The 26,036-nt window shown below is 68.0% G+C and carries 21 protein-coding genes and 1 riboswitch; of the genes, 8 read left to right on the top strand and 13 right to left on the bottom strand.

Annotated features, from left to right (window positions below; genetic code table 11):
- Positions 1-18: 18 nt before the first annotated feature.
- Positions 19-840 carry a 16S rRNA (cytidine(1402)-2'-O)-methyltransferase gene (rsmI, locus tag AC06E9_RS09815; protein WP_121042690.1) on the bottom strand — a complete coding sequence of 274 codons (822 nt, stop codon included), beginning with the start codon at positions 838-840 and terminating at the stop codon, positions 19-21.
- 79 nt (positions 841-919) lie between these two features.
- Between rsmI and AC06E9_RS09810 the strand changes: the two genes are divergently transcribed.
- The 4 genes from AC06E9_RS09810 to AC06E9_RS09795 are packed head-to-tail and all read left to right on the top strand — an operon-like array spanning position 920 to position 4,939.
- Positions 920-2,641 (top strand): penicillin-binding protein activator, encoded by a 1,722-nt coding sequence (locus tag AC06E9_RS09810; protein ID WP_478055982.1) that lies wholly within the window; start codon positions 920-922, stop codon positions 2,639-2,641.
- Positions 2,590-3,015 carry a YraN family protein gene (locus AC06E9_RS09805; RefSeq protein WP_478055981.1) on the top strand — a complete coding sequence of 142 codons (426 nt, stop codon included), beginning with the start codon at positions 2,590-2,592 and terminating at the stop codon, positions 3,013-3,015. Before AC06E9_RS09810 ends, AC06E9_RS09805 begins: the two co-directional genes overlap by 52 nt.
- A complete protein-coding gene (locus AC06E9_RS09800; protein WP_152152386.1) occupies positions 3,015-3,551 on the top strand; it encodes a metal-dependent hydrolase in 537 nt (178 codons plus the stop codon). The genes AC06E9_RS09805 and AC06E9_RS09800 overlap by 1 nt, the downstream gene beginning before the upstream one ends.
- A gap of 2 nt (positions 3,552-3,553) precedes the next feature.
- On the top strand, positions 3,554-4,939 hold the full coding sequence (locus tag AC06E9_RS09795) for an FAD-binding oxidoreductase (protein WP_478055980.1): 1,386 nt from the start codon (positions 3,554-3,556) through the stop codon (positions 4,937-4,939).
- Between the two features lie 15 nt (positions 4,940-4,954).
- On the opposite strand, the gene thiL is transcribed toward AC06E9_RS09795, so the two are convergent.
- From thiL to glyA, 10 genes are all read right to left on the bottom strand, one after another.
- Positions 4,955-5,920, bottom strand: coding sequence for a thiamine-phosphate kinase (gene thiL / locus AC06E9_RS09790; protein WP_461770641.1), 966 nt, complete (start codon positions 5,918-5,920; stop codon positions 4,955-4,957).
- Between the two features lie 8 nt (positions 5,921-5,928).
- Positions 5,929-6,408, bottom strand: a complete 480-nt coding sequence (gene nusB, locus AC06E9_RS09785) for a transcription antitermination factor NusB (protein WP_123728334.1) — start codon at positions 6,406-6,408, stop codon at positions 5,929-5,931.
- Positions 6,405-6,872, bottom strand: a complete 468-nt coding sequence (gene ribH, locus AC06E9_RS09780) for a 6,7-dimethyl-8-ribityllumazine synthase (protein WP_121042680.1) — start codon at positions 6,870-6,872, stop codon at positions 6,405-6,407. Before ribH ends, nusB begins: the two co-directional genes overlap by 4 nt.
- A 133-nt stretch (positions 6,873-7,005) precedes the next feature.
- Complete coding sequence (ribB, locus tag AC06E9_RS09775; RefSeq protein WP_121042678.1) at positions 7,006-8,121, bottom strand: 3,4-dihydroxy-2-butanone-4-phosphate synthase; 1,116 nt, start codon at positions 8,119-8,121, stop codon at positions 7,006-7,008.
- Positions 8,118-8,720 carry a riboflavin synthase gene (locus AC06E9_RS09770; RefSeq protein WP_478055979.1) on the bottom strand — a complete coding sequence of 201 codons (603 nt, stop codon included), beginning with the start codon at positions 8,718-8,720 and terminating at the stop codon, positions 8,118-8,120. Before AC06E9_RS09770 ends, ribB begins: the two co-directional genes overlap by 4 nt.
- Before the next feature lie 76 nt (positions 8,721-8,796).
- Positions 8,797-8,941, bottom strand: a riboswitch (FMN riboswitch).
- 188 nt (positions 8,942-9,129) lie between these two features.
- Entirely contained in the window at positions 9,130-10,212 is a 1,083-nt protein-coding gene (gene ribD, locus AC06E9_RS09765; protein WP_152152392.1) for a bifunctional diaminohydroxyphosphoribosylaminopyrimidine deaminase/5-amino-6-(5-phosphoribosylamino)uracil reductase RibD, read from the bottom strand.
- A gap of 70 nt (positions 10,213-10,282) precedes the next feature.
- Positions 10,283-10,804, bottom strand: coding sequence for a transcriptional regulator NrdR (gene nrdR / locus AC06E9_RS09760; RefSeq protein WP_019182518.1), 522 nt, complete (start codon positions 10,802-10,804; stop codon positions 10,283-10,285).
- A gap of 107 nt (positions 10,805-10,911) precedes the next feature.
- On the bottom strand, positions 10,912-11,355 hold the full coding sequence (locus AC06E9_RS09755; protein WP_478055978.1) for a hypothetical protein: 444 nt from the start codon (positions 11,353-11,355) through the stop codon (positions 10,912-10,914).
- 4 nt (positions 11,356-11,359) lie between these two features.
- Positions 11,360-11,752, bottom strand: a complete 393-nt coding sequence (locus tag AC06E9_RS09750) for a hypothetical protein (RefSeq protein ID WP_183073804.1) — start codon at positions 11,750-11,752, stop codon at positions 11,360-11,362.
- Between the two features lie 34 nt (positions 11,753-11,786).
- Positions 11,787-13,040 (bottom strand): serine hydroxymethyltransferase, encoded by a 1,254-nt coding sequence (glyA, locus tag AC06E9_RS09745; protein ID WP_121042670.1) that lies wholly within the window; start codon positions 13,038-13,040, stop codon positions 11,787-11,789.
- Between the two features lie 234 nt (positions 13,041-13,274).
- Here glyA and AC06E9_RS09740 point away from each other — a divergent pair, with 234 nt between their 5' ends.
- Both AC06E9_RS09740 and AC06E9_RS09735 read left to right on the top strand, forming a co-directional pair.
- Positions 13,275-14,960, top strand: coding sequence for a ShlB/FhaC/HecB family hemolysin secretion/activation protein (locus tag AC06E9_RS09740; protein ID WP_152152398.1), 1,686 nt, complete (start codon positions 13,275-13,277; stop codon positions 14,958-14,960).
- A 12-nt stretch (positions 14,961-14,972) separates the two neighbouring features.
- A complete protein-coding gene (locus AC06E9_RS09735) occupies positions 14,973-21,023 on the top strand; it encodes an MBG domain-containing protein (protein WP_478055977.1) in 6,051 nt (2,016 codons plus the stop codon).
- A 59-nt stretch (positions 21,024-21,082) separates the two neighbouring features.
- Here AC06E9_RS09735 and AC06E9_RS09730 read toward each other — a convergent pair whose 3' ends face one another.
- A complete protein-coding gene (locus tag AC06E9_RS09730) occupies positions 21,083-21,559 on the bottom strand; it encodes an RcnB family protein (protein ID WP_152152402.1) in 477 nt (158 codons plus the stop codon).
- Between the two features lie 236 nt (positions 21,560-21,795).
- Here AC06E9_RS09730 and ettA point away from each other — a divergent pair, with 236 nt between their 5' ends.
- The gene (gene ettA / locus AC06E9_RS09725; RefSeq protein WP_121042662.1) at positions 21,796-23,460 is read left to right on the top strand and encodes an energy-dependent translational throttle protein EttA; all 1,665 of its coding nucleotides are present in this window, start codon (positions 21,796-21,798) and stop codon (positions 23,458-23,460) included.
- 93 nt (positions 23,461-23,553) lie between these two features.
- Complete coding sequence (locus tag AC06E9_RS09720; protein ID WP_478055976.1) at positions 23,554-24,870, top strand: NCS2 family permease; 1,317 nt, start codon at positions 23,554-23,556, stop codon at positions 24,868-24,870.
- Positions 24,871-24,907: 37 nt separating this feature from the next.
- On the opposite strand, the gene bcsZ is transcribed toward AC06E9_RS09720, so the two are convergent.
- Entirely contained in the window at positions 24,908-26,029 is a 1,122-nt protein-coding gene (bcsZ, locus tag AC06E9_RS09715; RefSeq protein ID WP_478056048.1) for a cellulose synthase complex periplasmic endoglucanase BcsZ, read from the bottom strand.
- Between the last annotated feature and the right edge of the window lie 7 nt (positions 26,030-26,036).

Below are 26,036 nucleotides of genomic sequence, written 5' to 3'. Positions count from 1 at the left end.
AAACAAGGACGATCGCGGTTACCCGCCGTACAACGCCTTGCGCGGGGCACCGGTGATTTCCGCCGCCAGCTTGGCTGCGGTCGAGGGCGGCAGGTGCTCGCTCAGCTTGGCGTACAGGCGCCGGCCCTGAACCAGCTGAGCCTCCTCATCGTCGGCCGCGCCCTGCACCATCACCACGAACTCGCCCTTGCGCTGGTTGTCGTCCGCCTCGACCTGCTGCAGCAGCGAGGCCAGATCGCCATCCAGCACGGTCTCGAACAGCTTGGTCAGCTCACGCGCCAGCACCGCGGGCCGCTCGGGCCCGAACGCGGCGACCATGTCCGCCAGCGATTCGGTGATCCGGTGCGAGGATTCGTAGAACACCAGCGTGCGGGTTTCACCGGCCAGCGCATGCAGCCGCTCGCGGCGGCCGGACGCCTTGGCCGGCAGAAAGCCTTCGAACGTGAAGCGGTCGCTGGGCAGGCCGGCCACGCTGAGCGCGGCGATCGCCGCACAGGCGCCGGGAATCGGGCTGACCTTGATCCCGGCTTCGCGCGCGGCGCGGACCAGGCGGTAGCCCGGGTCGCTGACCAGCGGGGTGCCGGCATCACTGACCAGCGCCAGCGACTCGCCCGCCAGCAGGCGCGCCACGATCCGCTGCGACAACGCCTCTTCATTGTGGTCATGCAGGGCCACCAGCGGCTGCTGGATGCCGAAGTGGGCCAACAGCTGGCCGCTGCGGCGGGTGTCCTCGGCGCAGATCGCGGCCACCGAACGCAGCACGTCCTGCGCGCGCGGGGTCAGATCGGCGAGGTTGCCGATCGGGGTGGCAACGACATACAGCGTGGGGACAGCACTCATCAGCGGCTCTTCCGTGGTCAAGGGTAGAATCGTACCGTTCCCCGGCCACGGCCGCTGCCCCCATCGAATGGACCTGATCATGAACAAGCCCGTCGTACGGATCTCCGCCCTTTCGTTGTCGCTGATGCTGCTTGCCGGCTGCGCCACGACCAGCTTCACCAGTGCGCCGGATTCGCCGGCCCAGAGCCAGGCCCTGGCGCTGATCGAGCAGGGCAAGCCGCGCGATGCGGCGGTCCAGCTGGAAGCGCTGGCCAACACCCTGCGCGGCAGTGCCCGCAGCGCCGCCCTGGCCGATGCCGCCTTTGCCTGGCACGAAGCCGGCGATGCCACCCGCGCCCGCACCCTGCTGGCCCAGCTCACCGCGCGCCAGCTCAGCGGCGCCAGCCTCCAGCGCTACCAGCTGACCACCGCCGAACTCGCGCTGGCCGACAAGCAGCCGGCGCAGGCGCTGGCCGCGCTGAAAGAACCGGCCGACGCGGTCACCCCCTCGCTGCAAACCCGCTGGCACCTGGCCCGCGCCAACGCACTGCAGGCCACCGGCGACAACCTCGGTGCCGCGCTCGAGCGCGCCCGTGCGCACGCCGCACTGACCGGCAAAGCGCGCAGCGACAACCAGCAGGCCATCGCCGGCCTGCTCGGCACGCTGGACGATGCCACCCTGCGCGCGCGCGCGGCGGCGCTGCCGGCCAATGAACCGCTGTACAACTTCGCCGGCCGTGCGCTGATCGCCCGTGGCCTGCCGCTGCCGCGTCCGTTCGATCGCGAAGGCGCCTCGCAGTTCGATACCAGCAAGCGCCCGCCGGCGATGAGCGATGGCTACCGCCCGCCGGTGAAGATGGCGGTGCTGTTGCCGCTCAGCGGCCGCCTGGCCACCGCCGCGCAGCCGGTCCGCGATGGCCTGCTCAGCGGCTACTACGGCGAAACCCGCCGTCGCCCGGACATCCAGTTCATCGACACCGCCGGTACCGCCGCCGGTGCCTTGGCCGCCTACGACAAGGCCGTGACCGCCGGTGCCGATTTCATCGTCGGCCCGCTGGGGCGCGACGAAGTGGATGCCGTGTTCGGCCGCCGCGAGCTGCCCGTACCGGTGCTCGCCCTGAACCGCGGCAAGGACACCCCGCCGGCCGGCAGCGCCGGTTTCTCCCTGGCCCCGGAAGACGACGGCATCATCGCCGCCGAATACCTGCGCGGCCGCGAGCGCAGCAAGGTGCTGGTGATCCACAGCAACGACGACAACGGCCGCCGTGCCGCGGCCGCGTTCCGCGAGCGCTTCGCGCAGCGTGGCGGGCAGGTGGTGGCCACCATCGGCGTGAGCGACACCGTCGGCGACATCGGTGCGCAGGTGCGCGCGGCAGGCGCCATCGACGGCGTGCTGCTGGCGGTGAAGGCGCCGCAGGCGCGTGCACTGACCCCGCAGCTGGCGCTGGCCGGTGCCGGTGGCGCGAGCCGCGTCGGCACCTCGCAGCTGACCGTCGGTGCCGGCAAGCCGGAAGAAGACATGGCGCTGGACGGCATCGTCTACCCCAACGAAGCCTGGAACGTGCGCGGCGTGGCCGGCCTGCCGGCCGCCTCCACCGCCGGGCAGATCCTGCCCTCGGCGCGTGGCGCCTCCGGTCGCCTGTTCGCGTTCGGTTTCGATGCGTGGAAGATCAGCGCCTACCTGGACAAGGTCGCCACCGAAGGCGGCCTGGCCGGCGCCACCGGCACCCTGTTCCTGGACAGCAACGGCAACGTACTGCGGGTGCCGGCATGGTCGACCTTCAGCGGTGGCCGGCCGATGCCGATCGCCAGCAGCAACTGAGCCACGTGCCCACCGGGCGCGCGGTACGCGGTGCGGCGGTGGAAGCTGCCGCGCAGCACCATCTCCGTGAGGCCGGGATGCGCCCGGTCACCACCAACGCGCGGTATCGCCGCGGTGAGATCGACCTGGTCATGCGCGACGGTGATGTAGTCGTGTTCGTGGAAGTCCGCTACCGCGCGGACGCCCGCTTCGGCGGCGGCGCGGCCTCGGTGGACCTGCGCAAGCGACGCAAGCTGGTGATCGCCGCGCAGTTGTTTCTGCAGTCGCATCCCTGGCTGGCCGAGCAGCCGTGCCGCTTCGATGTCGTCGAAGCCGCCGGCGAGCCCCCGCAGCTGAACTGGCTGCGCGACGCGTTCCGGCTGGAAGACTGCTGATGCCCTCGATCTTTACCCACGCCGCCATTCCGCTGGCGCTGTGGTGCGCCGCCGATCGCGGCCGCATCTCCACGCCGTTGCTCACCGCCGGCGTGGTCGCGGCCATGCTGCCGGATGCGGACGTGCTCGCCTTCGCGTTGCACATTCCTTACGCCGACAGCTTCGGCCATCGGGGCGCCAGCCATTCGATCCTATTCGCCGCGCTGATGGCCGTGCTCGCCGCGCTGCTGCACCGGCGCCTGCGCGCCACGGCGGTGCAGGCGGCTGCGTTCGTCGGCCTGTGCGCACTGTCGCATCCATTGCTGGATGCATTCACCTCCGGCGGGCTTGGCGTCGCGCTGTGGTGGCCATGGAGCGGCGAACGCTTCTTCGCCCCTTGGCGCCCGATCCGCGTCTCGCCCTTCGCGCCGCAGTTCTTCAGCGCGCGCGGGATGGCGACCGTCCTTTCCGAACTGCGTTGGGTGTGGCTGCCACTGGCGCTGGCCGTGATCGGCTGGCGCGCGATCCAACGTGCCCCTGTTGATTCCCGGACCTGATGATGACTCCTGCCCTGCCCACAGCGTTCATTGCCACCCTGCATGCCCTGCTCGGTGAGGACGGCTGGCGAACGGATGACAGCGCACGCAACGCACATGCCCAGGACAACTCGTGGCGGCACACGCTGCCGGCCGGTGTCGCCTTCCCGCGCGATCGCGAGCAGGTCGTCGCGCTGGTCCGCGCCTGCCGCGAACACCGCATCGCCCTGGTCGCGCGCGGCGCAGGCACCGGCACCACCGGCGCTGCCGTGCCGATGGAAGGCAGCATCGTGCTCTCGTTCGCGCGGATGAACCGTATCCTCGCCATCCAGCCCGGCGACCGCTGCGCGGTGGTCGAACCCGGCGTGCTCAACGGCGACCTGCAGCAGGCGCTGATGCCGCACGGCCTGTTCTGGCCGCCGGACCCCTCCAGTGCGGAGATCTGCAGCATCGGCGGCAACCTGGCCTGCAATGCCGGTGGCCCGCGCGCGGTGAAGTACGGCACCAGCCGCGACAACGTGCTTGGCCTGGTGGCGGTGACCGGTGCCGGTGAACTGATCACCTGCGGCGGCCCGTACACCAAGGACGCCACCGGCTACGACCTGACCCATCTGCTGGTCGGCAGCGAAGGCACGCTGGCGCTGATCGTGGAAGCGACCTTGAAGCTGACCCCGCTGCCGGTGACGCAGGCGGGGCTGCGCGTGCTGTACCGCGATGCGGATGCCGCCGCGCAGGCGGTGTCGCGCCTGATGGCGCAACCGGTGGTGCCCACGCGCCTGGAATTCATGGATGCGCGCAGCCTCGAACTGCTGCGTCGCAATGGGGCTGACGTGCCAGAGGCCGGCGCGATGCTGCTGGTGGAGGCCGACGGCGACCACGACACCCTGCCCTACCTGCTGCAGGCCCTCGCGGCGGCCGCCGAAGGCGACGGTCTGATCGCGCTGGATGTGGCGATGGAAGGCAGCGCGCGCGAAACCCTGTGGGCCGCGCGCAAGGCGCTGTCACCGGCGCTGCGCAGCATCGCACCGGGCAAGATCAACGAAGACGTGGTGGTCCCGGTGTCGCGCATTCCCGCGCTGGTCGCCGGGGTGCAGGCACTATCGGCGGAGTTCGATCTGCCGATCGTCACCTTCGGCCATGCCGGCAACGGCAACCTGCACGTCAACATCCTCTACCACCCGGACGATGCCGGCGAGAACGCACGCGCGCATGCGGCGCTGCCGCGCGTGTTCGCGTTGACCCTGGCACTGGGCGGCACGCTCTCCGGCGAACACGGCATCGGCCTGGCCAAGCGCGATTTCATGGCACAGGCGTTCACCCCGGCCACGCTGGCGGCGATGCGCGCGATCAAGGGTGCGCTGGATCCGGAGGGGATTCTCAATCCGGGGAAGGTGCTGCCGCCGGTGTGATGGGCGTCAGCGACGTTAGGAGAAGTGCTGGTAGCCACCGTCGGTGGCGTCGGCATCAGCGCAGTGCACGCCCTGTCCTTCCACGATCCGGCCGATCCGGGTCAGCGGCAAGCCCAGGGACGCCGACAAGGCATGGATCGCATCACGCTGCGACGGCGCGACGGTGAAGCACAGCTCGTAGTCGTCGCCGCCACGCAGCGCGCAGTCGCGGGCACCCTCGCGCCCGAGCTGCTCGCGCAGGGCCGACGAGATCGGCAATGCATCGGCCTCCACCTCCGCGCGCACGCCGCTGCAGGCCGCGATATGGCCCAGATCAGCGAGCAGACCATCGGAGATATCCACGGCCGCATGTGCGTAGGCACGCAGGCGCAGGCCAAGCGTTACGCGCGGGATCGGACGCAGCAGGCGCTCACGCAGCGTTTCGTCATCGCTGAGCAGCGTGGCGACCGCCACCTTCAACCGGTTCTGCTGCCACAGGCGCAGGGCACCGGCGGCATCGCCCAGCGTGCCACTGACCCAGATGTCATCCCCCAACTGGGCACGATCGCGACGCAGCGCCTGGCCGGGCGCGACCTGCCCGATCGCGGTCACCGAGAGTGACAGCGGCCCGCGCGTGGTGTCGCCGCCAACCAGCACGATGTCGTGCTCGTCGGCCAATGCGAAGAAACCATCGGCGAAGGCTTCGATCCAGTCCGCGTCGGCGTCCGGCAAGGACAGCGCCAAGGTGCACCACGCCGGACGGGCGCCCATGGCGGCGAGATCGGAGAGGTTCACCGCGAGGGTTTTCCAGCCGATCTCGTAGGCCGGGGTTTCGACCGGGAAATGCACGCCGCTGTTGAGCGTATCGGTGGTGATCACCAACTGTTCGCCCGCACGCGGCTGCAGCAGCGCGGCGTCATCGCCGATGCCGAGCACGACATCGGCGCGCGCGGTGGTGCGCGCACGGATGCGGTCGATCAGAGCAAATTCGGCAAGGGACACGGGGCGGATCAGTGACCCGATTCGACCTTGCGCCACTCCACCGCGGCCCGGTCGAGCACGCCATTGACGTAGGTGTGGCCATGCTCGGAACCGAAACGCTTGGCCGACTCGATCGCTTCGTTGATCACGACGCGGTACGGCACGTCCAGGCGGAAGCGCATCTCATAGGCGGCCACGCGCAGCGCGGCGCGTTCGATCGCATCCACTTCCTCGATGCCACGATCCAGGTACGGGTCCAGCGCCGCATCCAGATCCTTGCGGTTGTCGAGCACGCCATGCACCAGCGCTTCGAAGTAGGCCAGATCCGCGATTTCGCGGGCCTGTTCATGGGCGAACTGGGCGATCACGCTCTGCGCGTTGCCACCGGAGATCTGCCACGCATAGATCGCCTGCAGGGCACGACGACGCGCGCGCGAACGCAGCACGGGGTCGACGCCATCACGGCGGACGGGCTTACCGGAGGGCTTGCCCTGGTTTGACTTGTTCATGGCAGCTGCTCCAGAAGATTGACCATTTCCAACGCCGTCAGTGCGGCTTCCTCACCCTTGTTGCCGTGGCTGCCACCCGCGCGGGCGTCGGCATCCTCGACACGTTCCACCGCCAGCACGCCATTGAGCACCGGCACGCCGAAATCCAGCTGCACGCGCATCAGGCCTTCGGCGCAGCGGTCGGCCACGTGTTCGTAATGGCGGGTATCGCCCCGGATCACGCAGCCCAGGGTGATGATCGCGGCATGCTGATGGGCGGCCGCCAGACGCGCGGCGACCAGCGGCAGTTCCCATGCGCCGGGCACGCGGATCACGTCGATGGCGGACTCGTCGATCCCGTTGCCGGCCAGGCTCTGCCGCGCACCGGCCACCAGCACGTCGGTGATGCGGGCGTTCCAGCGGCTGGCGAGGATGGCGAAACGGGCCTTTTCCGGAGTACGGAGGTCGCCTTCGTAATGGCTCATGTTCGGCGTGGGGTCCATTTAATAGGTGAATATTCTAGCGCATGGCTGCGTGTAGCCGGGCCGCCGCGCGTTACGGGACGGGCCGGGTGCAAAAGCCCCCTGAGTCAGGGGGCTGCCGCGAAGCGGCGCGACGTCAGCGCGCCTGCGATGACGTGTTCTCCACCGTCTCGACCACTTCCAGGCCATACCCGGCCAGGCCGATCTGGCGGCGGGGGGTGCCCAGCACGCGCAGCTTGCCCAGGCCCAGGTCGGACAGGATCTGCGCCCCGGCGCCGTTGCGGCGCCACTGGCTCACGTCCTTGTCCTTGCCCGGCACGACCGGCACCGGCTGCTGGCGCAGGCGGGCCAGCAGGCTGTTGGTGTCGCGCGGCGCCGACAGCACCACCATCACGCCGCGCTCGGCGGCGGCGATGGCGCGCAGGGCATCGGTGGAGGCCACGCCGAAATCATCGCGGCGCCAGTGCAGCAGATCAGCCAGCGGGTTTTCCACCTGCACGCGGACCAGGGTCGGCTCGGCATCCGGGGTGCCGCGGACCAGCGCGAAGTGCAGGTCGTGGGCGATCCGATCGCGGTAGGTGACCAGCGTGAAGGGGCCGAACTCGGTCTCGATCTCGCGCTCGTCGACGCGCTCGACCGTCTTCTCGGTGGCCAGACGGTACGCGATCAGGTCGGCGATGGAGCCCATCTTCAGGCCGTGCTCGCGGGCGAACACCTCCAACTCCGGGCGGCGCGCCATGCTGCCATCCGGGTTGAGGATCTCCACCAGCACGCCCGCCGGCTCCAGGCCCGCCAGCATGGCCAGATCGACGCCGGCCTCGGTATGCCCGGCGCGGGTCAGCACGCCGCCCGGCTGGGCGATCAGCGGGAAGATGTGGCCCGGCTGGTGCAGGTCGGCCGGCTTGGCATCGGGCTTCACTGCGGTGCGGATGGTGTGCGCACGGTCGTAGGCCGAGATGCCGGTGGTCACGCCTTCGGCGGCCTCGATGCTGACCGTGAAGTTGGTCTGGAACTGCGCGGTATTGGCCTGCACCATCGGGGCCAGGCCCAGGTCGGCCGCACGCTCGCGGGTCAGCGGCAGGCACACCAGGCCACGGCCATGGGTGACCATGAAGTTGATGTCCGAGGGCTTGACCAGCTCGGCGGCCATGATCAGGTCGCCTTCGTTCTCACGGTCTTCGTCATCGACGATGACGACCATGCGGCCGAGGCGGATGTCCTCGAGGATCTCGGGAATGGGGGCGAAATTCATGCGCGTGCTCCTGCACCCAACAAACGTTCGACGTAACGGGCGACCAGATCGATTTCAAGATTGACCGCGCTGCCCACGGCAGTAGCGGCGAAGGCGGTGTTGGCGACGGTGTGCGGGATGAGGGCGACCTCGAAGCCTTGTTCGTCCACTTCGTTGACGGTCAGACTGACCCCGTCCACGCAGATCGAGCCTTTCTTGGCGATGTAGCGCAGCAGCGCGGCCGGCGCGGCGAAGCGCCAGCGCTGGGCACGTGCATCGTCATGCACCGACAGCACCTGGCCCAGGCCATCGACATGGCCGCTGACCAGATGGCCACCCAGGCGATCGGTCGGGCGCATCGCGCGTTCGAGATTGATGACGGCGCCGTCGGCCAGCTGCCCCAGCGTGGTCAGGCCCAGCGTCTCGGTGGAGGCGTCGGCCTGGAAGCGGGTGGCGTCATACGCGATGACGGTGAGGCAGACCCCGTTGATGGCGATGCTCTCGCCCATCTGCACGTTCTCGAACGGCAGGGTGCCTACGTCAAAAGTAAAGCGGACATCGCCGCCAAGGGTCTCGCGCGCGGCCAGACGGCCGACGCCTTCGATGATTCCAGTAAACAAGTAACGTTCTCCGCGGAAAGTGAGCGAAAAACGCCGCAAGGCATATAGGTGCACGCCGAGCACCAAGGCCCGGCCGCACCGTCTTCTTTCATCCGGACTATACCGTCGGCTCCGGCATCGGACCGGATCTGCTGACCTTCCCGGGGACCGGGAAGCGCTCGCGGGCTCGTGCTTGCGCACCTACCGCCGGTGGGGAATCGCACCCCGCCCTGAAGACGTTTGTGTACCGGCGAACCGGCGCGGCTAGTGTAACAGGGCACCCTGACTGGGGGCTTTAAGTTAAATAAGTGTTAAGCTAGCCCGCTGAGTGCTGCGCCCGTGGATATGAGGGCACACACGTTGGTTACTGATCGGGCTGCGGCGTCCGCGCCGCGCCATGATCGAACGGGTCCCGCAAGGGGCCCGTTTTTTATGGGCGCAGCAACAGGCGCAGGTCCTCACCCACCTGGCGCCTGTCCACCACCCGCATCTGCCGCTGCTGGTCCATCGCGTGGATACCCAGACCGGACAGCAGCGGCAGCCCATGCTCGCCGAGCAGCGTGGGCGCCTGGTACAGCAGCAGTTCGTCGACCCAGCCACCGGCCAGCAACGCACCGGCCAAGGTGGCGCCGGCTTCGGTATGCACTTCGTTGATGCCGCGCTCAGCGAGCAGCGCCAGCACCGCGCCCAGATCCAGACGACCGTCATGGCTGGGCACGCTGGCGAACTCCGCATCGGCGGCATCCGGCGGGCTGACCGCGGCATCATGCACGTAGAGCGTCGGCGCCCCGCCCTCGCGCACCCGCGCACATTCCAGCGAGCGCAGACGTGCATCGAGCACCACCCGCAACGGCGGCACTACCTCGGTATCGGCCAGCCGCACGGTCAACATCGGGTCATCGGCCAACACGGTGGCCGCGCCGGTAAGAATCGCGCCCGCCCGCGCCCGCCAGTGCTGCACGTCCTCGCGGGCGGCCGCACCGGTGATCCATTTGGAGCTGCCATCGGCCATCGCGGTACGCCCGTCCAGACTGGCCGCGAGCTTCACCCGCACCCAGGGGCGCCCGCGTTCGATGCGTGACAGGAACCCGTGGTTGAGCTCGCGCGCCTGCGCAGCCATCAACCCTTCCGCGACCTCGATGCCGGCCTCGCGCAGCAGCACGAAACCGCCGCCGTCGACCTTCGGGAAGGGGTCGCGCATCGCCGCGACCACGCGTGTCACCCCTGCCTCGATCAAGGCCAGTGCGCACGGGGGCGTGCGACCGTGGTGCGCGCACGGCTCCAGGGTCACGTAGGCGGTGGCGCCGCGCGCCTGTTCGCCAGCCTGGCGCAGCGCGAATACTTCCGCGTGGGGGCCGCCGGTGCGCTGGTGCCAGCCCTCGCCGACCACCACCTCGTCGCGTGCGATGACGCAACCCACCATCGGATTGGGCCGCGCGGTGTACGCGGCGCGCTCGGCCAGGCGCAGCGCATGCGCCATGTGCTGGTGGTCGAGAGCGGTGAAGTCAGTCATGGCGGTGAGCGTCCGGCGGCAGGCAGCCGCGATGGTAGCTCAGCCGTGGTGGCCGCGATGCGGCGCAGGCTCAGCCTTTCTTTTTCTTGGTCAGCGCGATCACATCGCCGAGCAGCTGCAGCTGTTCGGTGCTGGAGGGCAACTCCCGTTCAAGCTTCTCGATTTCCTCGCGGAAATCGGCCACGTCTTCGAAGCTGCGGTACACCGAGGCAAACCGCACGTAGCCGACATGGTCGAGCTTGCGCAGCTCGTTCATCACGAACTCACCGACCTTGATCGAGGGGATTTCGCGTTCGCCGCAGATACGCGCCTGCTGCATCACCGCGCGCACCGCCAGCTCGATCTTGTCCTCGGGAACCGGGCGCTTCTGCAGCGCGCGGTCGAAACCACTGCGGACCTTGCGGGCATCGAACGCCTCCCGGCTGCCGTCGCTTTTCACGATCGCCGGCAGTTTCAGTTCGATGGTTTCCAGGGTGCTGAAGCGCTCGTTGCAGGCCTCGCACTCGCGGCGACGCCGGATCGTCGCGCCGTCTTCAGAGACGCGCGAGTCGATCACACGGGTATCGGCATGCTGGCAGAACGGACAGTACATGGAACGCCTTACATCGGGAAAACGTCATGCCGTGGTCACGGCAGCGTCGCAACGGTACCTGAGAGGGACCAGCTACAGCAAATAGCGGCCCGGAAAGGCCCGCCCGCCTACCTGGCGCGCCAACGCAGCGATAGCAGGTGCGCCGCGCAGGAGAGCAGGGGGAGGCCCGCCATCAGCAGCAGGGCGGCCGCTGGCGCGGACCCTTCGAACAGATGATGGTGGACGATCGACCGCACCAGACCCGCCCAGGCACTGCCGGTTGCCACGAGGGCGGCCAGCAGGCCAGCCCACCACACCGATGAGGCCGCAAGAAGTTCGCCCGAGCCGCCCTGCCACCAGCGCCGGGCAAGGCCCCACCAGATGATCAGCACCAGACTGGCGGCGACGAACCACGCGGCCGCCCACCCCGGCGCATCGCCTGGCCCACCGTATTGATGGAGCACGTCGCGCACGCACAGCCCAACCACGACAAACGCCGCCACGGCATGCGGGAGTCCAAACAACGCCATATGCAGCAGCAGACCCCACCGCTGCCTGCGCAGGGGTTTCATCCCGTCAGGCGCCTTGCGTGCACCGCAGCCGCACCAGCATGACAGCCGGCAACATCAGCGGCGGCCCTGCCAGCAGCAGAACCAGTGCCATCGGACTCGCGGCGGCCTGCCAGAATGCCATGCCGACCACCGCCAGGGCGGCAAGGACGCCAAGGCCCAATGCAACCCACGGCCAAGGCCCGGCATCGCGCAGGCCGGTGCGTCCCTGTCGGAGATAGCGGCTGCTCAACCACAGCCAGCCCGCCACCCCGCTCAGGCCCGCACTGCCCCAGCCACCGATCAACAGGCGCGAGGCCCGGTCCAGATAGGCCGGCTCGACGAACGCGACCCAGACGCCGATGGCGGCGAAGGTGCCGCCGCCGGCCATCCCCACGATGCCGCAGATCAGGGCCAGCACGGCGTAGATACGCCGTTGCCGGCCCTCGTCCATATCAGCCGTAGACCGGGTACTTGCGGCACTGCGCGCTGACCGCGTCGCGGACGCGGGCGATCACGGCCTCATCTGCCGGGGCGTCGAGCACGTCGGCGATCCAGTTGGCCAGCTCCACGCAGTCCTGCTCCACGTAACCGCGCGTGGTGACCGCCGGCGTACCCAGGCGCAGGCCCGAGGTCACGAACGGCGAACGCGGGTCGTTCGGCACGGAATTCTTGTTGACGGTGATGTGGGCCAGGCCGAGCGCGGCTTCAGCATCCTTGCCCGAGACATCCTTGCCGATCATGTCGACCAGCATCAGGTGGTTCTGGGTACCGCCAGAGACGATCTTGTAGCCGCGCGCGATCAGCGTATCCGCCATCGCCTGGGCGTTCTTGACCACCTGTTGCTGGTAGGCCTTGAAGCCCGGCTCCAGCGCCTCCTTGAAGGCCACGGCCTTGCCGGCGATGACGTGCATCAGCGGACCGCCCTGGATGCCCGGGAACACGATGGACTGCAGCTTCTTCTGCAGTTCTTCGCTTGCCCCCTTGGCGATGATGATGCCGCCACGCGGGCCGCGCAGGGTCTTGTGAGTGGTCGAGGTGACCACGTGGGCGTGCGGCAGCGGGCTCGGGTAGACCCCGGCGGCGACCAGACCGGCCACGTGCGCCATATCCACGAACAGGTAGGCACCGACCTTGTCGGCGATGGCGCGGAAGCGCGCCCAGTCCACCACCTGCGAGTAAGCCGAGAACCCGGCGACGACCATCTTCGGCTTGTGCTCCAGCGCCAGGCGCTCGACCTCGTCATAGTCGATCAGGCCGGCTTCGTCGACACCGTACTGGACGGCGTTGAACAGCTTGCCCGAGGCATTGACCTTGGCACCGTGGGTCAGGTGGCCGCCATGGGCCAGGCTCATGCCCAGGATGGTGTCGCCCGGCTGCAGCAGCGCGAAGTACACCGCCTGGTTGGCCTGCGAACCGCTGTGCGGCTGCACGTTGGCATAGTCGGCATCGAACAGCTGCTTGAGGCGATCGATGGCCAGCTGCTCGGCGATGTCCACGTATTCGCAGCCACCGTAGTAACGCTTGCCCGGATAGCCCTCGGCGTACTTGTTGGTCAGCTGGCTGCCCTGGGCTTCCATCACCGCCGGGCTGGTGTAGTTCTCGCTGGCAATCAGCTCGACATGGTCTTCCTGGCGCTGGGTTTCGGCGGCAATGGCCTTGGCCAGTTCGGGATCGTAGCTTTCGATGCGGACGTCGCGCGGGAACATCGGGTGGTACTCCAGGACAGGGAGGAAAGGCGTCGATTGTAGCCCGTTCCCAGGCTGGGGCTGCCCTGCTTCGGCGCCCTGGCTGCGCGCGGCCGGCCCGGTCAAAGGCGCCCTGCCCCCATTTTTTGAGACATACGCTGGATTCGGTGATGGCGGTCACGCACTTTTGACGGTTAACAGGATCAGCCCTGGTTTTTCCCGTCCTGGGGCCTATCACCGTAAGGAAACGCTCCAATGCGCTGCTCCGGCTTCTCGCCCCCCGCCCTCCGTCAGTGCTGCCTGCCACGGCGGGCAGGCCTGCTCGTCCTGGCCCTGGCCGCGCCCCTCGGCCAGGTCGCCTTGGCCGCCGACACTGCGCCACCGGCCGCCACCGCAAGCGCGACCGTACTGATCGCGCGGGTCACCGTGGAGGGCGTGGGTGATCACCCCGCCAGCGGCATCAGCCGCGCCGCCGTGGAGGCCGTCGCCAACCAGGCACTGCGTGAGATCAGCCCAACGCTGCCCGCCGCGCTGGATTTCGAGCAGATCCAGCAGATCAGCGCGCGGATCACCCAGACGTATCGCGAGGCAGGGTTTCTGGTCTCGGTGGCCTATGTGCCGCCGCAGGACATCGGCGAGCGCCAGATGCTCACCCTGAATGTCCTGGAAGGCCGGGTGGGCCGGGTGCTGGTGCAGGGCAGCCAGCGCTACCGCGACCACCAGCTCAGCGCCAGCAGCCTGGGGCTGATCGGCCGTCCCCTGCGCCGCGCCGAACTGGACCGCGCCCTGCTGTATGCGCGTGACCTGCCCGGGGTGTCGGTTACCTCGGTGCTGCAGCCCGGTCAGCAAGCCGGTGAAACGGACATCGTGCTGGTCGCCCAGGACAGCGCGCATCCGTATGAAATCACCGCCGGGCTGAACAACCATGGCACCGACAGCACGGGCAAGTACCGCGCCGAACTCGGTATCAGTGCCTTCAACGCGCTTGGCGCGGCCGATGTACTGGGCGCCAGTGTCGCCTACGGGCTGGATCCGGCCGACAGCTGGCAGGGGGCGTTATCGCTGAGCATTCCCTCCTCCGCCATCGACGGTCTGAGCCTGACGGCCGGCGTGAGCCGCAGCGAGATCGAGCTCAACAACGGCCCGTTCGCGGCGCTGGAAATCCATGGCCCCACCACGGTCGGGCAAGCCGGGCTGGACTGGAAATTCGTCAACCGTACCGATCTGCTGCTGCAGGTCTCCAGCCGCTGGATCCACCAGGAATCCCGTCTTGATGGCCTCGGCATGCAGCTCTCACGTCATACGTTCGACGTGCTTGAAGCCGGCCTGTCGATGCGGCATACGGACCGCCGGTTGCGCGGCATCAACCTGGTGCAGCTGAGCACGCGCAAGTCGATCAACGACGAGTCAGCGCCGTTCGATTGGCTGTATCCCAACCACGACAGCTACTACTGGGTGACGCGACTGTCGGCGGCTCGCCTGCAGGCCCTGCCCGGCAACCAGCGCCTCTACCTGCGTGGCACTGGCCAGTTCACCGACAACGCGCTCACACCGATGGAGCAGTTCAGCATCGGCGGCCCCAACAGCGTGCGCGCCTTCCCGCTCTCGGCCGCGCTGGGCGATCGTGGCGTGCAGGCCACCTTCGAGTACCAGGTCGATGCGCCCGGCTTCGCCACCCTGCCCTCACCGTTCCAAGGCCGCAACTGGGGAGACGTGTTGTCGCTCCAGCTGTTCTACGACTGGGGCAGGACCTCGCCCGTGGCGCAGAACCGCCGGCTCGGGCTGCAGCCCCTCACGCTTGAAGGCGCGGGGCTGGGCCTGCAGCTGCGGCTGCCGCAGGGCCTGCAGTTCAACCTGACCGCTGCCACCCCGACCGGCCGCACCCAACCTGCCGATCAAGACGATATGCGCGTCTGGGCCGGCATCAGCCTGACGTTCTGAGGACCACAGACCATGAATCGTATCTATCGCCTTGTCTTCAATCGTGCGTTGGGCCGCGTCCAGGTTGCTTCGGAGCTGGCCAGTGGCAGCGTGGCCGGTTCCGGTGCTGCCCTGTCCTCGCAGCGGCAGCCGGCACTGCGCCCACTCTGGCTGCCGCTGCTGCTGGCGCTATGGGCGCCGGCCGGGCTTGCCGCGACCCTGCCCACCGGCGGCATCTGGACCACAGGAGCTGGCAACATCACCCCCTCCGGTGTCGATGCGCTCACCGTCAACCAGACATCGACCAAGGCGCTGATTGACTGGAACAGCTTCGACATCAGCAGTACCGGTACCGTGAACTTCGTGGTGCCCGGTAGCAGCGCGGTCACCGTCAACAAGATCAATTCGGGCACGCCGAGCACCATCGCCGGCCTGCTCAACGGCAACGGCCAGGTGTTCCTGATCAATCCGGCCGGGATCATGTTCAGCTCAGGATCCAGCGCCAACGTCGGCGGCCTGGTGGCCAGCACGATGGCGCTGGACGGAGGCGTGGCCAATGACTTCTACGATTTCCAGGGCAGTGCCCAGACCGGTGCGCAGATCATCAACCTGGGCAACCTGACCGCGACCAACGGATCGATATCGCTGCTGGGCGCGGCGGTCACCAATGGCGGCAGCATCCAGGCCGCGCAGATCAACCTGATGGCGGGCAACCCGGTACGGCTGCAGCTCTACGAGCCCGGCACCGGCATCAGCGTCTACCTGGCCAGCATCAGCAATTCCCCCGCCACTGCGTTCGGCAACAGCGCCATCAACAACACCGGCACCCTGCAGGCCGGGGCGATCAACCTGCAGGCGGCGGTAGCGCCGGGCCTGCTGCCGTCCCTGATCAACCTGGGCGGCGTGGTCAACGCCAGCAGTGTCTTGGGCAACGATGGCAGCCTGGTGGTACAGGCCCACGGCGGGGGCATCGTGCAGACCGGCAACGTCAGTGCCGGTGTCACCACGCTGTACGCCGAAGGTGATGTCACCCAGAACTCCGGAACCCTGTCGGCCGGGACCCTGCAGTTTGCCGGCCCCCTGCGGAACGTGACGCTGGGGTCACCCAGCAACCGCATCGGTAACCTTGGCGGCACCGTGCAGGGCAATCTGGTGGTGGGCAACAGCATCGCGCTGGAGCAGGTCGCACCGCTCAACGTGGGCGGCACCAGCACGATCAACGCCGGCGACAATGCGATCACCCTGACCAACCCGAACAACTGGTTCGGGGGCGCGGTCAGCCTCACCTCGGGTGGCGATGCCCGCATCCACAATCGCGGTGCTCTCACACTGGGGCAGCTGGATGTAGGCAGCCTCGACGCGACCACCTCAGGCCCGGCGGTGTCCAGCGCACTCAGCTTCGGCGGCGGCAGCGTCCGTGGCGCGCTGTCGGCGACGTCGACTGGCGCCATCTTCCAGACGGGCGCGCTGCGTGTGGCAGGCGCGACAACGCTGCAGGCCAACGGCGACATCCGATTCGACACCCCCGGCAATGCCTTCGGCGGCACCGTGTCGCTGGGCGGAAACAACGCGTACATCAGCGACGCCGCGATGCTGCGCTTCGGCACGTTGAACGTCGGCGCCCTGTTTGCGAGGGCGCCGCAACTGCGGCTGTCCGGACCGGTCACCACGGCGGGCTACCAGTTCTACGGTGGCGATCTGCTGCTCGAGCGCGACACGCAGTTGACCAGTACCGTCGGCGCCGTCGACTTCGGCGGTCGCGTGGATGGCGCGTACGCACTCGGCGTCACCGGCCGCTGGTCGACATTCGCGGGCAACATCGGCGGCGCGACTGCGCTGTCGTCGTTCGATACACGTGGTGTCCGCGACCTGACGACGATCGGTGGCAACCTCACCACCGCGGGCGACATCGCATTCGGCGTGACCGGGGTGCGCAGCGGAAACTACACGGTGCGCAGCACGGGCGGCTCGATCGCCGTGACCGGTGTCCTCGACGCGGAAACCGACGCCCGCGGCCAGCTGACACTCGCCGCCCTCAACGGGGTCTTGCTGGGCGCCGATGCCGGTGCGTCCCGTCGTCTGCAGTCGCTGGCGCTCGAGGGCGCGACCGTGTCTGCCCGCGGCATCCGCGTGGCCAATACGCTGACCGTGGACAGCGGCAGCGCGTACACCCAGCAGGGCGCCTACGACATCGGAGGCAACGCCCGCTTCGTGGCGAATGGCAACATCACCCTGGCCAATGCGTCCAACCGCTTCGGCGGCGTGCTGTCGCTCGATGGCGGCGCTGCGATCGTCGATGCCGCCTCGGCGCTGACGCTTGAAGGGATCGACGTGGACAGCCTGCGCGCGACCAGCGTGGCCGGACTGACGCTGGCCGACGCGAGGGTCGCGGGTGATGCCACGCTGACCGGCAGCGCGCTTTCCCTGGGGACCTTCGACATCGACGGCGACCTGGGCGGGCATGCAGGCACCGGCGGCCTCGTGTTCGGTGCCGGCCGCGTCGGCGGCAGCCTCACCGCGGACAGCGGCGCGGCGATCGGCCAGGCCGGCGCACTCGTCGTCGCAGCGGTCGCATCCTTCGATGCCGTCGGCGCGATCGCAGTGGCACATGCCGGCAACCGCTTCGGTGGCGATGTGGGCGCGCGCGCCGGTGCAGGCGTGGTCCTGCGCAGCCAGGACACCCTGCGGGTCGTCGACCTCGCCAGCGGCGCTGGAAGCAATGTCGATCTCGCAGGCGGCACTCTGGAACTCGCCACCGCTGTCAACACGGGCATGGGGCGCTTGACCCTGCGCTCGGAGACCGGCGCATTGGCCCTGGGCCACACACTCGGCGGCGGTGCCGTGTCCCTGTATGGCGCGAACGGTCTGGTGCTCGGAGCCGATGTCTCCGCGGCGGGCGCGCTCGCGCTGTCGAGCGGCGTGGACATCGTGCAGACCGGTGGCCGCATCGATGCAGGCGGCACAACGACCCTCGATGCGGGTCGCGACATGGATCTGCGCGGCGCCGGCAACGACTTCAGTGGTCGGGTCCACATGCGCGGTCGCAACGTCGCGCTCCGCGACAGCAATACCCTGGTGCTCGGCCAGGTGGACGCGGCCAGCCTCGATGCGCAGGCGACGACGATCCACCTGGCGCCCGCCATGACCACCTCGGGTGACCAGACCTATCGGGGCAGCGTTGTGCTCGATGCCGACACCGCGCTGGACAGCGCGTCGGGCGACATTGCGTTCACCGGCACAGTCGACTCGACCGCCAGTGGCCGGCATACCCTGACCGCGCGCGCCGGCGACGGCGACATACGCTTCGGGGGCGCGGTCGGCGGCAGCCATGCGCTCGCCGGGCTGGATGCCGATGCAGCGCGGATCGTGATCGGCGGTGCGCTGACCATCGACGACGGCAACGGCGGTGGCACCCTGTCGCTTGCGAGCGACAGGGATGGCATCACCCAGTCGGCTGCGTTCCAGGTCACGGGCGACACGCGCCTGGCGACGAACGGCGGCGCGATCACCCTGACGCGAACCGACAACGATTTCGGAGGCGAGATCGACCTCGTCGGTGCCGGCGCGGTGGCGATCACGGATCGCAATGCGCTGGCGTTCGGCGGCGTGTCTGCGTCCTCGTTGGCCGCGACCAGCCACGGTGCGCTCAACCTCGGCGCCATGACGCTTGCCGGTGCGTTGGATGCGCGCTCGAATGGGGGCGCGATCACGCAGACGGGCGCGTTGATGGTCGGCGGCGCCAGCACGCTCGCTGCAGGCATCGGCGACATCACGCTGACCCACGCGGGCAACCAGTTGGCCGGCTCAGTCGCACTTGCCGGTCGTGACATCACGATCCGTGCTGCCAACACCCTGCCGCTGGGCACCGTCGATGCACGCAACCTGCGTGCAACGGCGGACACGATCGCCCTGCGCGGCGACGTCACCACCGACGAGGATCAGGAGTACGCCGGCGCGGTGCGGCTGGATCGTGATGTGGCGCTCGCCGCCGGTCGCAGCGTCGCGTTCGGTGGCACGGTCGACGGGACGCACGCGTTGGACATCAACGCCGGCGGGCAGGTGGGTATCGCAGGCGCGGTCGGGGGGGCTGGCGCGTTGAGTCATCTGAACATCGATGCCAACCTCACCGCGCTGGGCTCGAGCCTCCACGTTACCGGAAATCTATCGGTCGACGTGGATACCGGCGGCATTACCCAAGCCGATGCATTCCGGGTAGGCGGCGCGTCTTCGTTCAATGCCAATGGCGCGGATATCGCGTTGAAAGATGCCGGCAACCATTTCACTGGAGCAGTCGATCTGTCTGGCCGCGATATCGCTATCAACGCCGCCAACGCGCTGAGATTGGGCTCCGTCACGACGGGTGCACTGCGCGCCAGCAGCGATGGCGAGCTGCGCCTCACCGGCATGATCCGTGCCGACACAATCGACCTCGCAACAGCGGGTCGCTTCGTCAATGACGTTGGCTCTACCGCACTCGATGTCAGCGGCGGCAATGGCCAGTGGCGCATCTTCCTCGACAGCCCAATGCTGAACCACCAGTTCAATGGCCTCGACAGCGGCAATACCGCACTCTGGAACACCCCGGCATTCGCAACGCCAACGGCCAGCGGCAACCGCTACCTGTTCGCTTACCAGCCTCTTTTGACCGTCACCGGTGCAAACCTGAGCAAGATCTATGGCGATACCGTCGATCTGAGCCAGGCTTACATCGTGAGCGGGGCGATGCAGGGCGTAGCCGGCGCTTATGAAGCGGATCGGATCGGCGGCGTATTGGGTGGCGCTCCGTTGATCACCTCAGCCGGCTCCACTGCGATGGCCAATGTGTCCACCACACCCTATGCGCTGTGGGTCGGAAAGGGATCACTCGACAGCTCGCAGGCCGGCTATGCACTGCGCTTCATCGATGGCACCCTGCAGGTGGATCCACGGGCACTGACGATCACCGCCAACAACGGCGGCAAGACCTATGGCCAGTCCGGTGGCCTCGACGGCTTTGGCAGCCATGGTCTGGTCAACGGCGACACCGTGTCTTCAGTAGATCTGGTATCCACCGGCATGGTGGCGACGGCCAACGTCGGCAACTACCTGATCGCCGCCAGCAACGCGGATGGCACGGGGCTGTCGAACTACGACATCACCTATGTCGACGGGGTCCTGAGCATCGGCAAAGCCGGGCTGACCATCACCGCCGATAGTGGCAGCAAGACCTATGGCCAGAGCCTCGTCCTGGCCGGCTACAGCGTAGATGGCCTGCTCAATAGCGATGCCGTTTCTTCGGTCGCACTGGGCAGCAATGGCGCGTCGGCGACAGCCAACGTCGGCGGCTACGCCATCACCGTCAGCAACGCCGACGGCACCGGTCTGTCCAACTACGACATCACCTATGTCGACGGCGTCCTGAGCATCGGCAAGGCCGGATTGACCATCACCGCCAATGATGGCAGCAGGACGTATGGGCAAACCGGCGGCCTGGCCGGTTACAACGTCGATGGTCTGCTCCATGGTGATACGGTGGGCAAGGTCGATCTGGCGAGCTCCGGAGCCAGCGCTAGTGCCAACGTCGGCAACTACACCATCACCGCCAGCAACGCCGACGGCAACGGCTTGTCCAACTACGACATCACCTACGTCAACGGCGTGCTGTCCATCGGCAAGGCCGGATTGACCATCACCGCCAACGATGCCCGCAGCAACATCGGCCAGATCGCTGTACTGAATGGCCATACCGCCGAAGGGCTGCTCAACGGCGATGCCATCGACAGCGTTGTGTTGCGCATCGAGGGGGATGATGCCGGTGCGCGCCCCGGCCGCTATGCGATCCACGCCGGCGATGCGCAGGGTGCCCGCTTGGGCAACTACGACATCCGCTACCGCCCCGGTACGCTGGACATCGTCGGAGTGTGGCCAGAACAGGCACGGCAGGTGGCGCGCGAGGTCGCGGCCAATCTACCTGCGCTCGCGGTGATCCCATTGGCAGAGCCATCCACCCCGCCGCTGTACCGCCTGAGCGAAGCGGCCATCCGTCCCGTCGAGGATCGCTGCACGTCCCTGCGCGGAGGTTGCCTGCGCCAGCCGCCGGAATGATCGCCGGCGTGCGATAGCAAGAAGGCGCATCCACCGGATGCGCCTTCTTGTCATCCTGCTTACCGGTTGATCACGTAGTCCGCAATGATCCCGGTGGCGATGGCGACCAGCAGCAGGTTGCCGCGGTCGTCGCGGATCCAGTGATGGTCGCGCGGCGGGCGGCGCACCGAATAGCGGCTGTAATCGTTGACCACGTAGACCGGCCCGCCGTAGTACTCACGGTAGCGGTGGCCACGCGCCCAGCCGTAGGAGCCATACCCCGGCGCCGGGCGATAGACCACACGCGGCGGCGGCGGGCCTGGACGGTAGTAACCACGATTGTCGTAGCGATGGTCGTAACGGCGGTCGTGGCGGACCTCGCGACGGTCATGACGATCGTGCCGGTCATGGCGATCGTGGCGGTTGTCACGGCGGTCATCACGCCACTCCCGGCGGTCGTGACCGCGGCCACGATGGTCATCGGCGAAGGCCGGGGCCACGGTGCCCAAGGCCAGCAGCGAGGCAACGGCCCCGACCACAAATCGATTCATGCGCATGATTGGCCTCGCTTGGTGGATTGATGGCTCCATCATGCGCACGCCGTCTGAACGGTCTCCGGCTGGAAACGGTTTCCAATTCAAGGGCTTTGACCCCGCATTCAGGCGGCGGCAAGCCCCGGGGCTCGTGGCTCCCGGCGGCACTGATCGCTTCCGGCTATAATCGGGGCATCCTTTTCTTCCATCTGTTCCTGTTCCGTCCGGAACGGGCGCAGGGTTGCGCCTTCGGAGACCTCATGTCCTCGCAATACATCTACACCATGAACCGCGTCAGCAAGGTGGTCCCGCCCAAGCGGCAGATCATCAAGGACATCTCGCTGTCGTTCTTCCCGGGTGCCAAGATCGGCCTGCTGGGCCTGAACGGCTCCGGCAAGTCGACGGTGCTCAAGATCATGGCCGGCGTGGACACCGATTTCGAGGGCGAAGCCCGCCCGCAGGCCGGCATCAAGGTCGGCTACCTGGCCCAGGAACCGGAACTGGACCCGACCAAGACCGTGCGTGAATCGGTCGAGGAAGGCGTGGGCGAAGTGCTGCAGGCCCAGGCCCAGCTGGACGCCGTCTACCTGGCCTATGCCGAGGAAGGCGCGGACTTCGACAAGCTGGCCAAGGAGCAGGAGCGCCTAGAGGCGATCCTCGCCGCAGGCGATGCACATACCCTGGAAAACCAGCTGGACGTGGCCGCCGATGCGCTGCGCCTGCCGCCGTGGGAAGCCATCGTGGGCACCCTGTCCGGTGGTGAAAAGCGCCGTGTGGCGCTGTGCCGCCTGCTGTTGCAGAAGCCGGACATGCTGCTGCTCGATGAACCGACCAACCATCTGGACGCCGAGTCCGTGGAATGGCTGGAGCAGTTCCTGGCCCGCTACACCGGCACCGTCGTGGCCGTCACCCATGATCGCTACTTCCTGGACAACGCCGCCGAGTGGATCCTGGAACTGGATCGCGGCCGCGGCATTCCGTGGAAGGGCAACTACACCGACTGGCTGACCCAGAAGGACGACCGCCTGCGTCAGGAAGACAACCAGGAGAAGTCCCGCCAGAAGGCGATCCAGAAGGAACTGGAGTGGTCGCGCCAGAACGCCAAGGGCGGCCGCACCAAGGGCAAGGCCCGTCTGGCCCGCCTGGAAGAGCTGCAGTCGGTGGATTACCAGAAGCGCAACGAGACCAATGAAATCTTCATCCCGCCGGGCGAGCGCCTGGGCAATGCGGTGATGGAGTTCAAGAACGTCTCCAAGAAGTTCGGTGACCGCCTGCTGTTCGACAACCTCAACTTCCTGGTTCCGGGTGGCGCGATCGTCGGCATCATCGGCCCCAACGGTGCCGGTAAGTCGACCCTGTTCAAGATGATCACCGGCCAGGAAAAGCCGGATACCGGCGAGATCGTGGTCGGCCCGACCGTCAAGCTGTCCTACGTGGATCAGAGCCGCGACGCGCTGGAAGGCAACCACAACGTCTTCCAGGAAATCGCCGGCGGCCTGGACATCCTCAACATCAACGGTGTGGAGATCCAGTCGCGCGCTTACATCGGCCGCTTCAACTTCAAGGGCCAGGATCAGCAGAAGCTGGTCGGCTCGCTGTCCGGTGGTGAGCGTGGCCGCCTGCACATGGCCAAGACCCTGCTGCAGGGTGGCAACGTGCTGCTGCTCGATGAACCGTCCAACGATCTGGACATCGAAACCCTGCGTGCGCTGGAAGATGCGCTGCTGGAGTTCCCGGGCAACACCTTCGTGATTTCGCATGACCGCTGGTTCCTGGATCGCATCGCGACCCACATCCTGGCGTTCGAAGGCGATTCGCACGTGGAGTTCTTCCAGGGCAACTACCGCGAGTACGAAGAAGACAAGCGCCGCCGCATGGGCGACGACGCCGCGCCGAAGCGCCTGCGCTTCAAGGCGCTGAAATAAGAAAGGAAAAACGGCCGCGCACTGCGCGGCCGTTTGCATTCCGGTAGGTCACGACCGTTGGTCGTGACGCCTTATCGTCGCGAGATAACCACCATGTCCCTCCCCGAGCGCCTGTTCCAGCTGCAGCAGCACGGCACCTCCGTGCGCACCGAACTGCTGGCCGGCCTGACCACCTTCCTGACGATGTCCTACATCGTCTTCGTCAACCCGGACATCCTGGGCACCACCGGCATGGACCCGGGTGCGGTATTCGTCGCCACCTGCCTGGCCGCTGCACTGGGCTCGATGGTGATGGCGTTCGCCGCCAACTTCCCGGTCGGCATGGCCCCGGGCATGGGCTTGAATGCGTTTTTCGCCTTCACCGTGGTCGGCGCCGCCGGCCTGCCCTGGCAGCAGGCGTTGGCCGCCGTCCTCATATCCGGTCTGGTGTTCCTGGTGTTGTCGCTCACTGGCGTACGCGCGTGGTTGGTGGCGGGCATCCCACCCTCGCTGCGTGCGGCGATCGTGGCCGGCATCGGGCTGTTCCTGGCGATCATCGCGCTGCAGAAATCCGGCGTGATCATCGCCAACACCGACACGCTGGTCGCACTCGGTCCGCTCAATACGGCGCCGCCGCTGTTGGCACTGGCCGGCTTCCTGCTGATCGCGATCCTGGAGGCGCGCAAGGTGCGCGGTGCGATTCTGATCGGAATCCTGGCCGTCACCGGTGCCGCCTGGCTGCTGGGTGATGTGCAGTTCCACGGCCTGATCTCGCTGCCACCGAGTCTGGCCCCGACCTTCCTGCAGCTGGACCTGCCCGGCCTGCTGCACCACGACGGCGGTGCGCCGATCCCAGTGTTGCTGCAGGTAGTGCTGGTGTTCGTGCTGGTGGAAGTGTTCGATGCCACCGGCACGCTGTACGGCGTGGTCGGTCGTGCGGGGCTGCTGAAACTACCGGGCGCACAGAAGCGGTTCGGCCGCGCGCTGCTGGCCGACAGCACCGCGATCGTGGCCGGCTCGCTGCTCGGGACCAGCAGCACCACCGCCTTCGCCGAAAGCGCCTCGGGCGTGCAGGCCGGTGGCCGCACCGGGTTGACTGCGTTGGTGGTGGCCGCGCTGTTCCTGGCCGCCCTGTTGTTCTCGCCGTTGGCGGCGATGGTGCCCGGCTATGCCACCGCCCCTGCCCTGCTGTTCGTGGCCGGGCTGATGCTGCGTGAGCTGGTGGATGTGGACTGGGGCGACCTGACCGAATCGGTGCCGGCCGCGCTGTGCGCGTTGGCGATGCCGTTCACCTACTCCATCGCCAATGGCCTGGCCTTCGGCTTCATCGCGTACGCGGTGCTCAAGGCCGGCACCGGGCGCTGGCGCGAGGTGCACCCGGCGGTCTGGCTGGTGGCCGGGTTGTTCGTGCTGCGTTACGCGCTGGAATGAAGGTGTGCCTACCGACCCGCGGTCGGTAGGCGGCGGGTCAGGCCCAGGCCGGCCGCAATTGGCCGTCGGCGGCGAAGCGATAGCGACCTTCGTACCAGCCCAGCGCAAACAGGCTGAGCACCTGCTCGTAATAGCGCGGCGGCGCGGCACGCTGTTGTTCCGGCGTCGGTAGGGCCGCGGCCAGTGCCTTCGCACGATCCGTTTCACCCTGCGCCTGCAGGTACGGTACCAACGCCGCCTCGAAACCGTAGTTGCCGGTGCCCTCGCGCGCGCCGGTGAGCGTGTTGACCTTCTCGGGTATCGGCTGGCCGTCGCGCAACACTGTCAGCGGGCCGTGCAGCGCCTCCAGCACCGGGCGGAAGCTGGGATCGGTGACCGCGGTCATGCCCGCCCACAGGTAACAGCGGATCGCGTCATAACTGCCGAGCGGGCCCTTGTCGGGGTCGGCGATGAAGCTGCCGTCGCGCCATGCGGTCCAGTCCGGCGCGAAGCCGTGCGGTGCGGTGTCGCGCAACAGACGCATGCTGTTGCCGATCACGGTGGTCCACGGCCCGGTCGGGTCCAGTGCGGCGAACCGGCGCAGCAGCGGCAGTGGGACGTAGCTGGGATTGAAGCGCCAGGTATCTTCGGTCGCAAACCCGTTCGGCCCCGGCATCAGCATCGTGCCCAGGCCCGGCACATTCACCACTTCCTGGGCCAGGATCGCGGCCAGCATCGCCTCGGCGGTCTGCCGCAGTGCGGGCCGTTTCCACAACCGGGCCGCTTCGTGCAGGGTGTAGGCCAGCCACACGTCCGAGTCGCTGGCCGGGTTGTCGTCCAGCACCTTCCAGGCGCTGGCGGCGGCATCGCGCCCCCACAGCCAGGCCGGCAGGCGCTGGGCCATGCTGCCACCGGCGAGGTTGTCCTCGGTCCAGCGCAGGATGCGGTCGAACAGCGGCTGATCGTTGTCCACCAGCGCGAAGAACAGCGCATAGGACTGGCCTTCGGAGGTCGAGCGCTGGTCGACGTTGTTGTGGTCGACCATGCGGCCGTCCGGGGTCACGCTGGAGGCGCGCATCACCTGCCACGCCGTCCATGGGCCGGGGCCACGCGCTGGACCGTTGGCCGAACAGGCCAACAACGGGGTCACGGCCAGCGCCTGCAGCAGGCGGCGGCGCATCGGGTGG

Source organism: Stenotrophomonas sp. Steno-Z10-BAI (assembly GCF_056393115.1).
This window is presented reverse-complemented; position numbering and strand designations above follow the sequence as displayed.

What these genes read in the sequence shown, in the direction of transcription:
- glyA (WP_121042670.1), bottom strand. Translation starts at nt 13,040, where the DNA reads ATGTTCCCGCGCGACGTCCGCATCGAAAGCTACGATCCCGAACTGGCC.
- ettA (WP_121042662.1), top strand. Translation starts at nt 21,796, where the DNA reads ATGTCCTCGCAATACATCTACACCATGAACCGCGTCAGCAAGGTGGTC.
- ribD (WP_152152392.1), bottom strand. Translation starts at nt 10,212, where the DNA reads ATGACTGACTTCACCGCTCTCGACCACCAGCACATGGCGCATGCGCTG.
- AC06E9_RS09800 (WP_152152386.1), top strand. Translation starts at nt 3,015, where the DNA reads ATGCCCTCGATCTTTACCCACGCCGCCATTCCGCTGGCGCTGTGGTGC.
- AC06E9_RS09720 (WP_478055976.1), top strand. Translation starts at nt 23,554, where the DNA reads ATGTCCCTCCCCGAGCGCCTGTTCCAGCTGCAGCAGCACGGCACCTCC.
- rsmI (WP_121042690.1), bottom strand. Translation starts at nt 840, where the DNA reads ATGAGTGCTGTCCCCACGCTGTATGTCGTTGCCACCCCGATCGGCAAC.
- AC06E9_RS09805 (WP_478055981.1), top strand. Translation starts at nt 2,590, where the DNA reads ATGGTCGACCTTCAGCGGTGGCCGGCCGATGCCGATCGCCAGCAGCAA.
- AC06E9_RS09795 (WP_478055980.1), top strand. Translation starts at nt 3,554, where the DNA reads ATGACTCCTGCCCTGCCCACAGCGTTCATTGCCACCCTGCATGCCCTG.
- ribB (WP_121042678.1), bottom strand. Translation starts at nt 8,121, where the DNA reads ATGAATTTCGCCCCCATTCCCGAGATCCTCGAGGACATCCGCCTCGGC.
- bcsZ (WP_478056048.1), bottom strand. Translation starts at nt 26,029, where the DNA reads ATGCGCCGCCGCCTGCTGCAGGCGCTGGCCGTGACCCCGTTGTTGGCC.
- ribH (WP_121042680.1), bottom strand. Translation starts at nt 6,872, where the DNA reads ATGAGCCATTACGAAGGCGACCTCCGTACTCCGGAAAAGGCCCGTTTC.
- nrdR (WP_019182518.1), bottom strand. Translation starts at nt 10,804, where the DNA reads ATGTACTGTCCGTTCTGCCAGCATGCCGATACCCGTGTGATCGACTCG.
- AC06E9_RS09740 (WP_152152398.1), top strand. Translation starts at nt 13,275, where the DNA reads ATGCGCTGCTCCGGCTTCTCGCCCCCCGCCCTCCGTCAGTGCTGCCTG.
- nusB (WP_123728334.1), bottom strand. Translation starts at nt 6,408, where the DNA reads ATGAACAAGTCAAACCAGGGCAAGCCCTCCGGTAAGCCCGTCCGCCGT.
- AC06E9_RS09810 (WP_478055982.1), top strand. Translation starts at nt 920, where the DNA reads ATGAACAAGCCCGTCGTACGGATCTCCGCCCTTTCGTTGTCGCTGATG.
- AC06E9_RS09755 (WP_478055978.1), bottom strand. Translation starts at nt 11,355, where the DNA reads ATGAAACCCCTGCGCAGGCAGCGGTGGGGTCTGCTGCTGCATATGGCG.
- AC06E9_RS09730 (WP_152152402.1), bottom strand. Translation starts at nt 21,559, where the DNA reads ATGCGCATGAATCGATTTGTGGTCGGGGCCGTTGCCTCGCTGCTGGCC.
- AC06E9_RS09735 (WP_478055977.1), top strand. Translation starts at nt 14,973, where the DNA reads ATGAATCGTATCTATCGCCTTGTCTTCAATCGTGCGTTGGGCCGCGTC.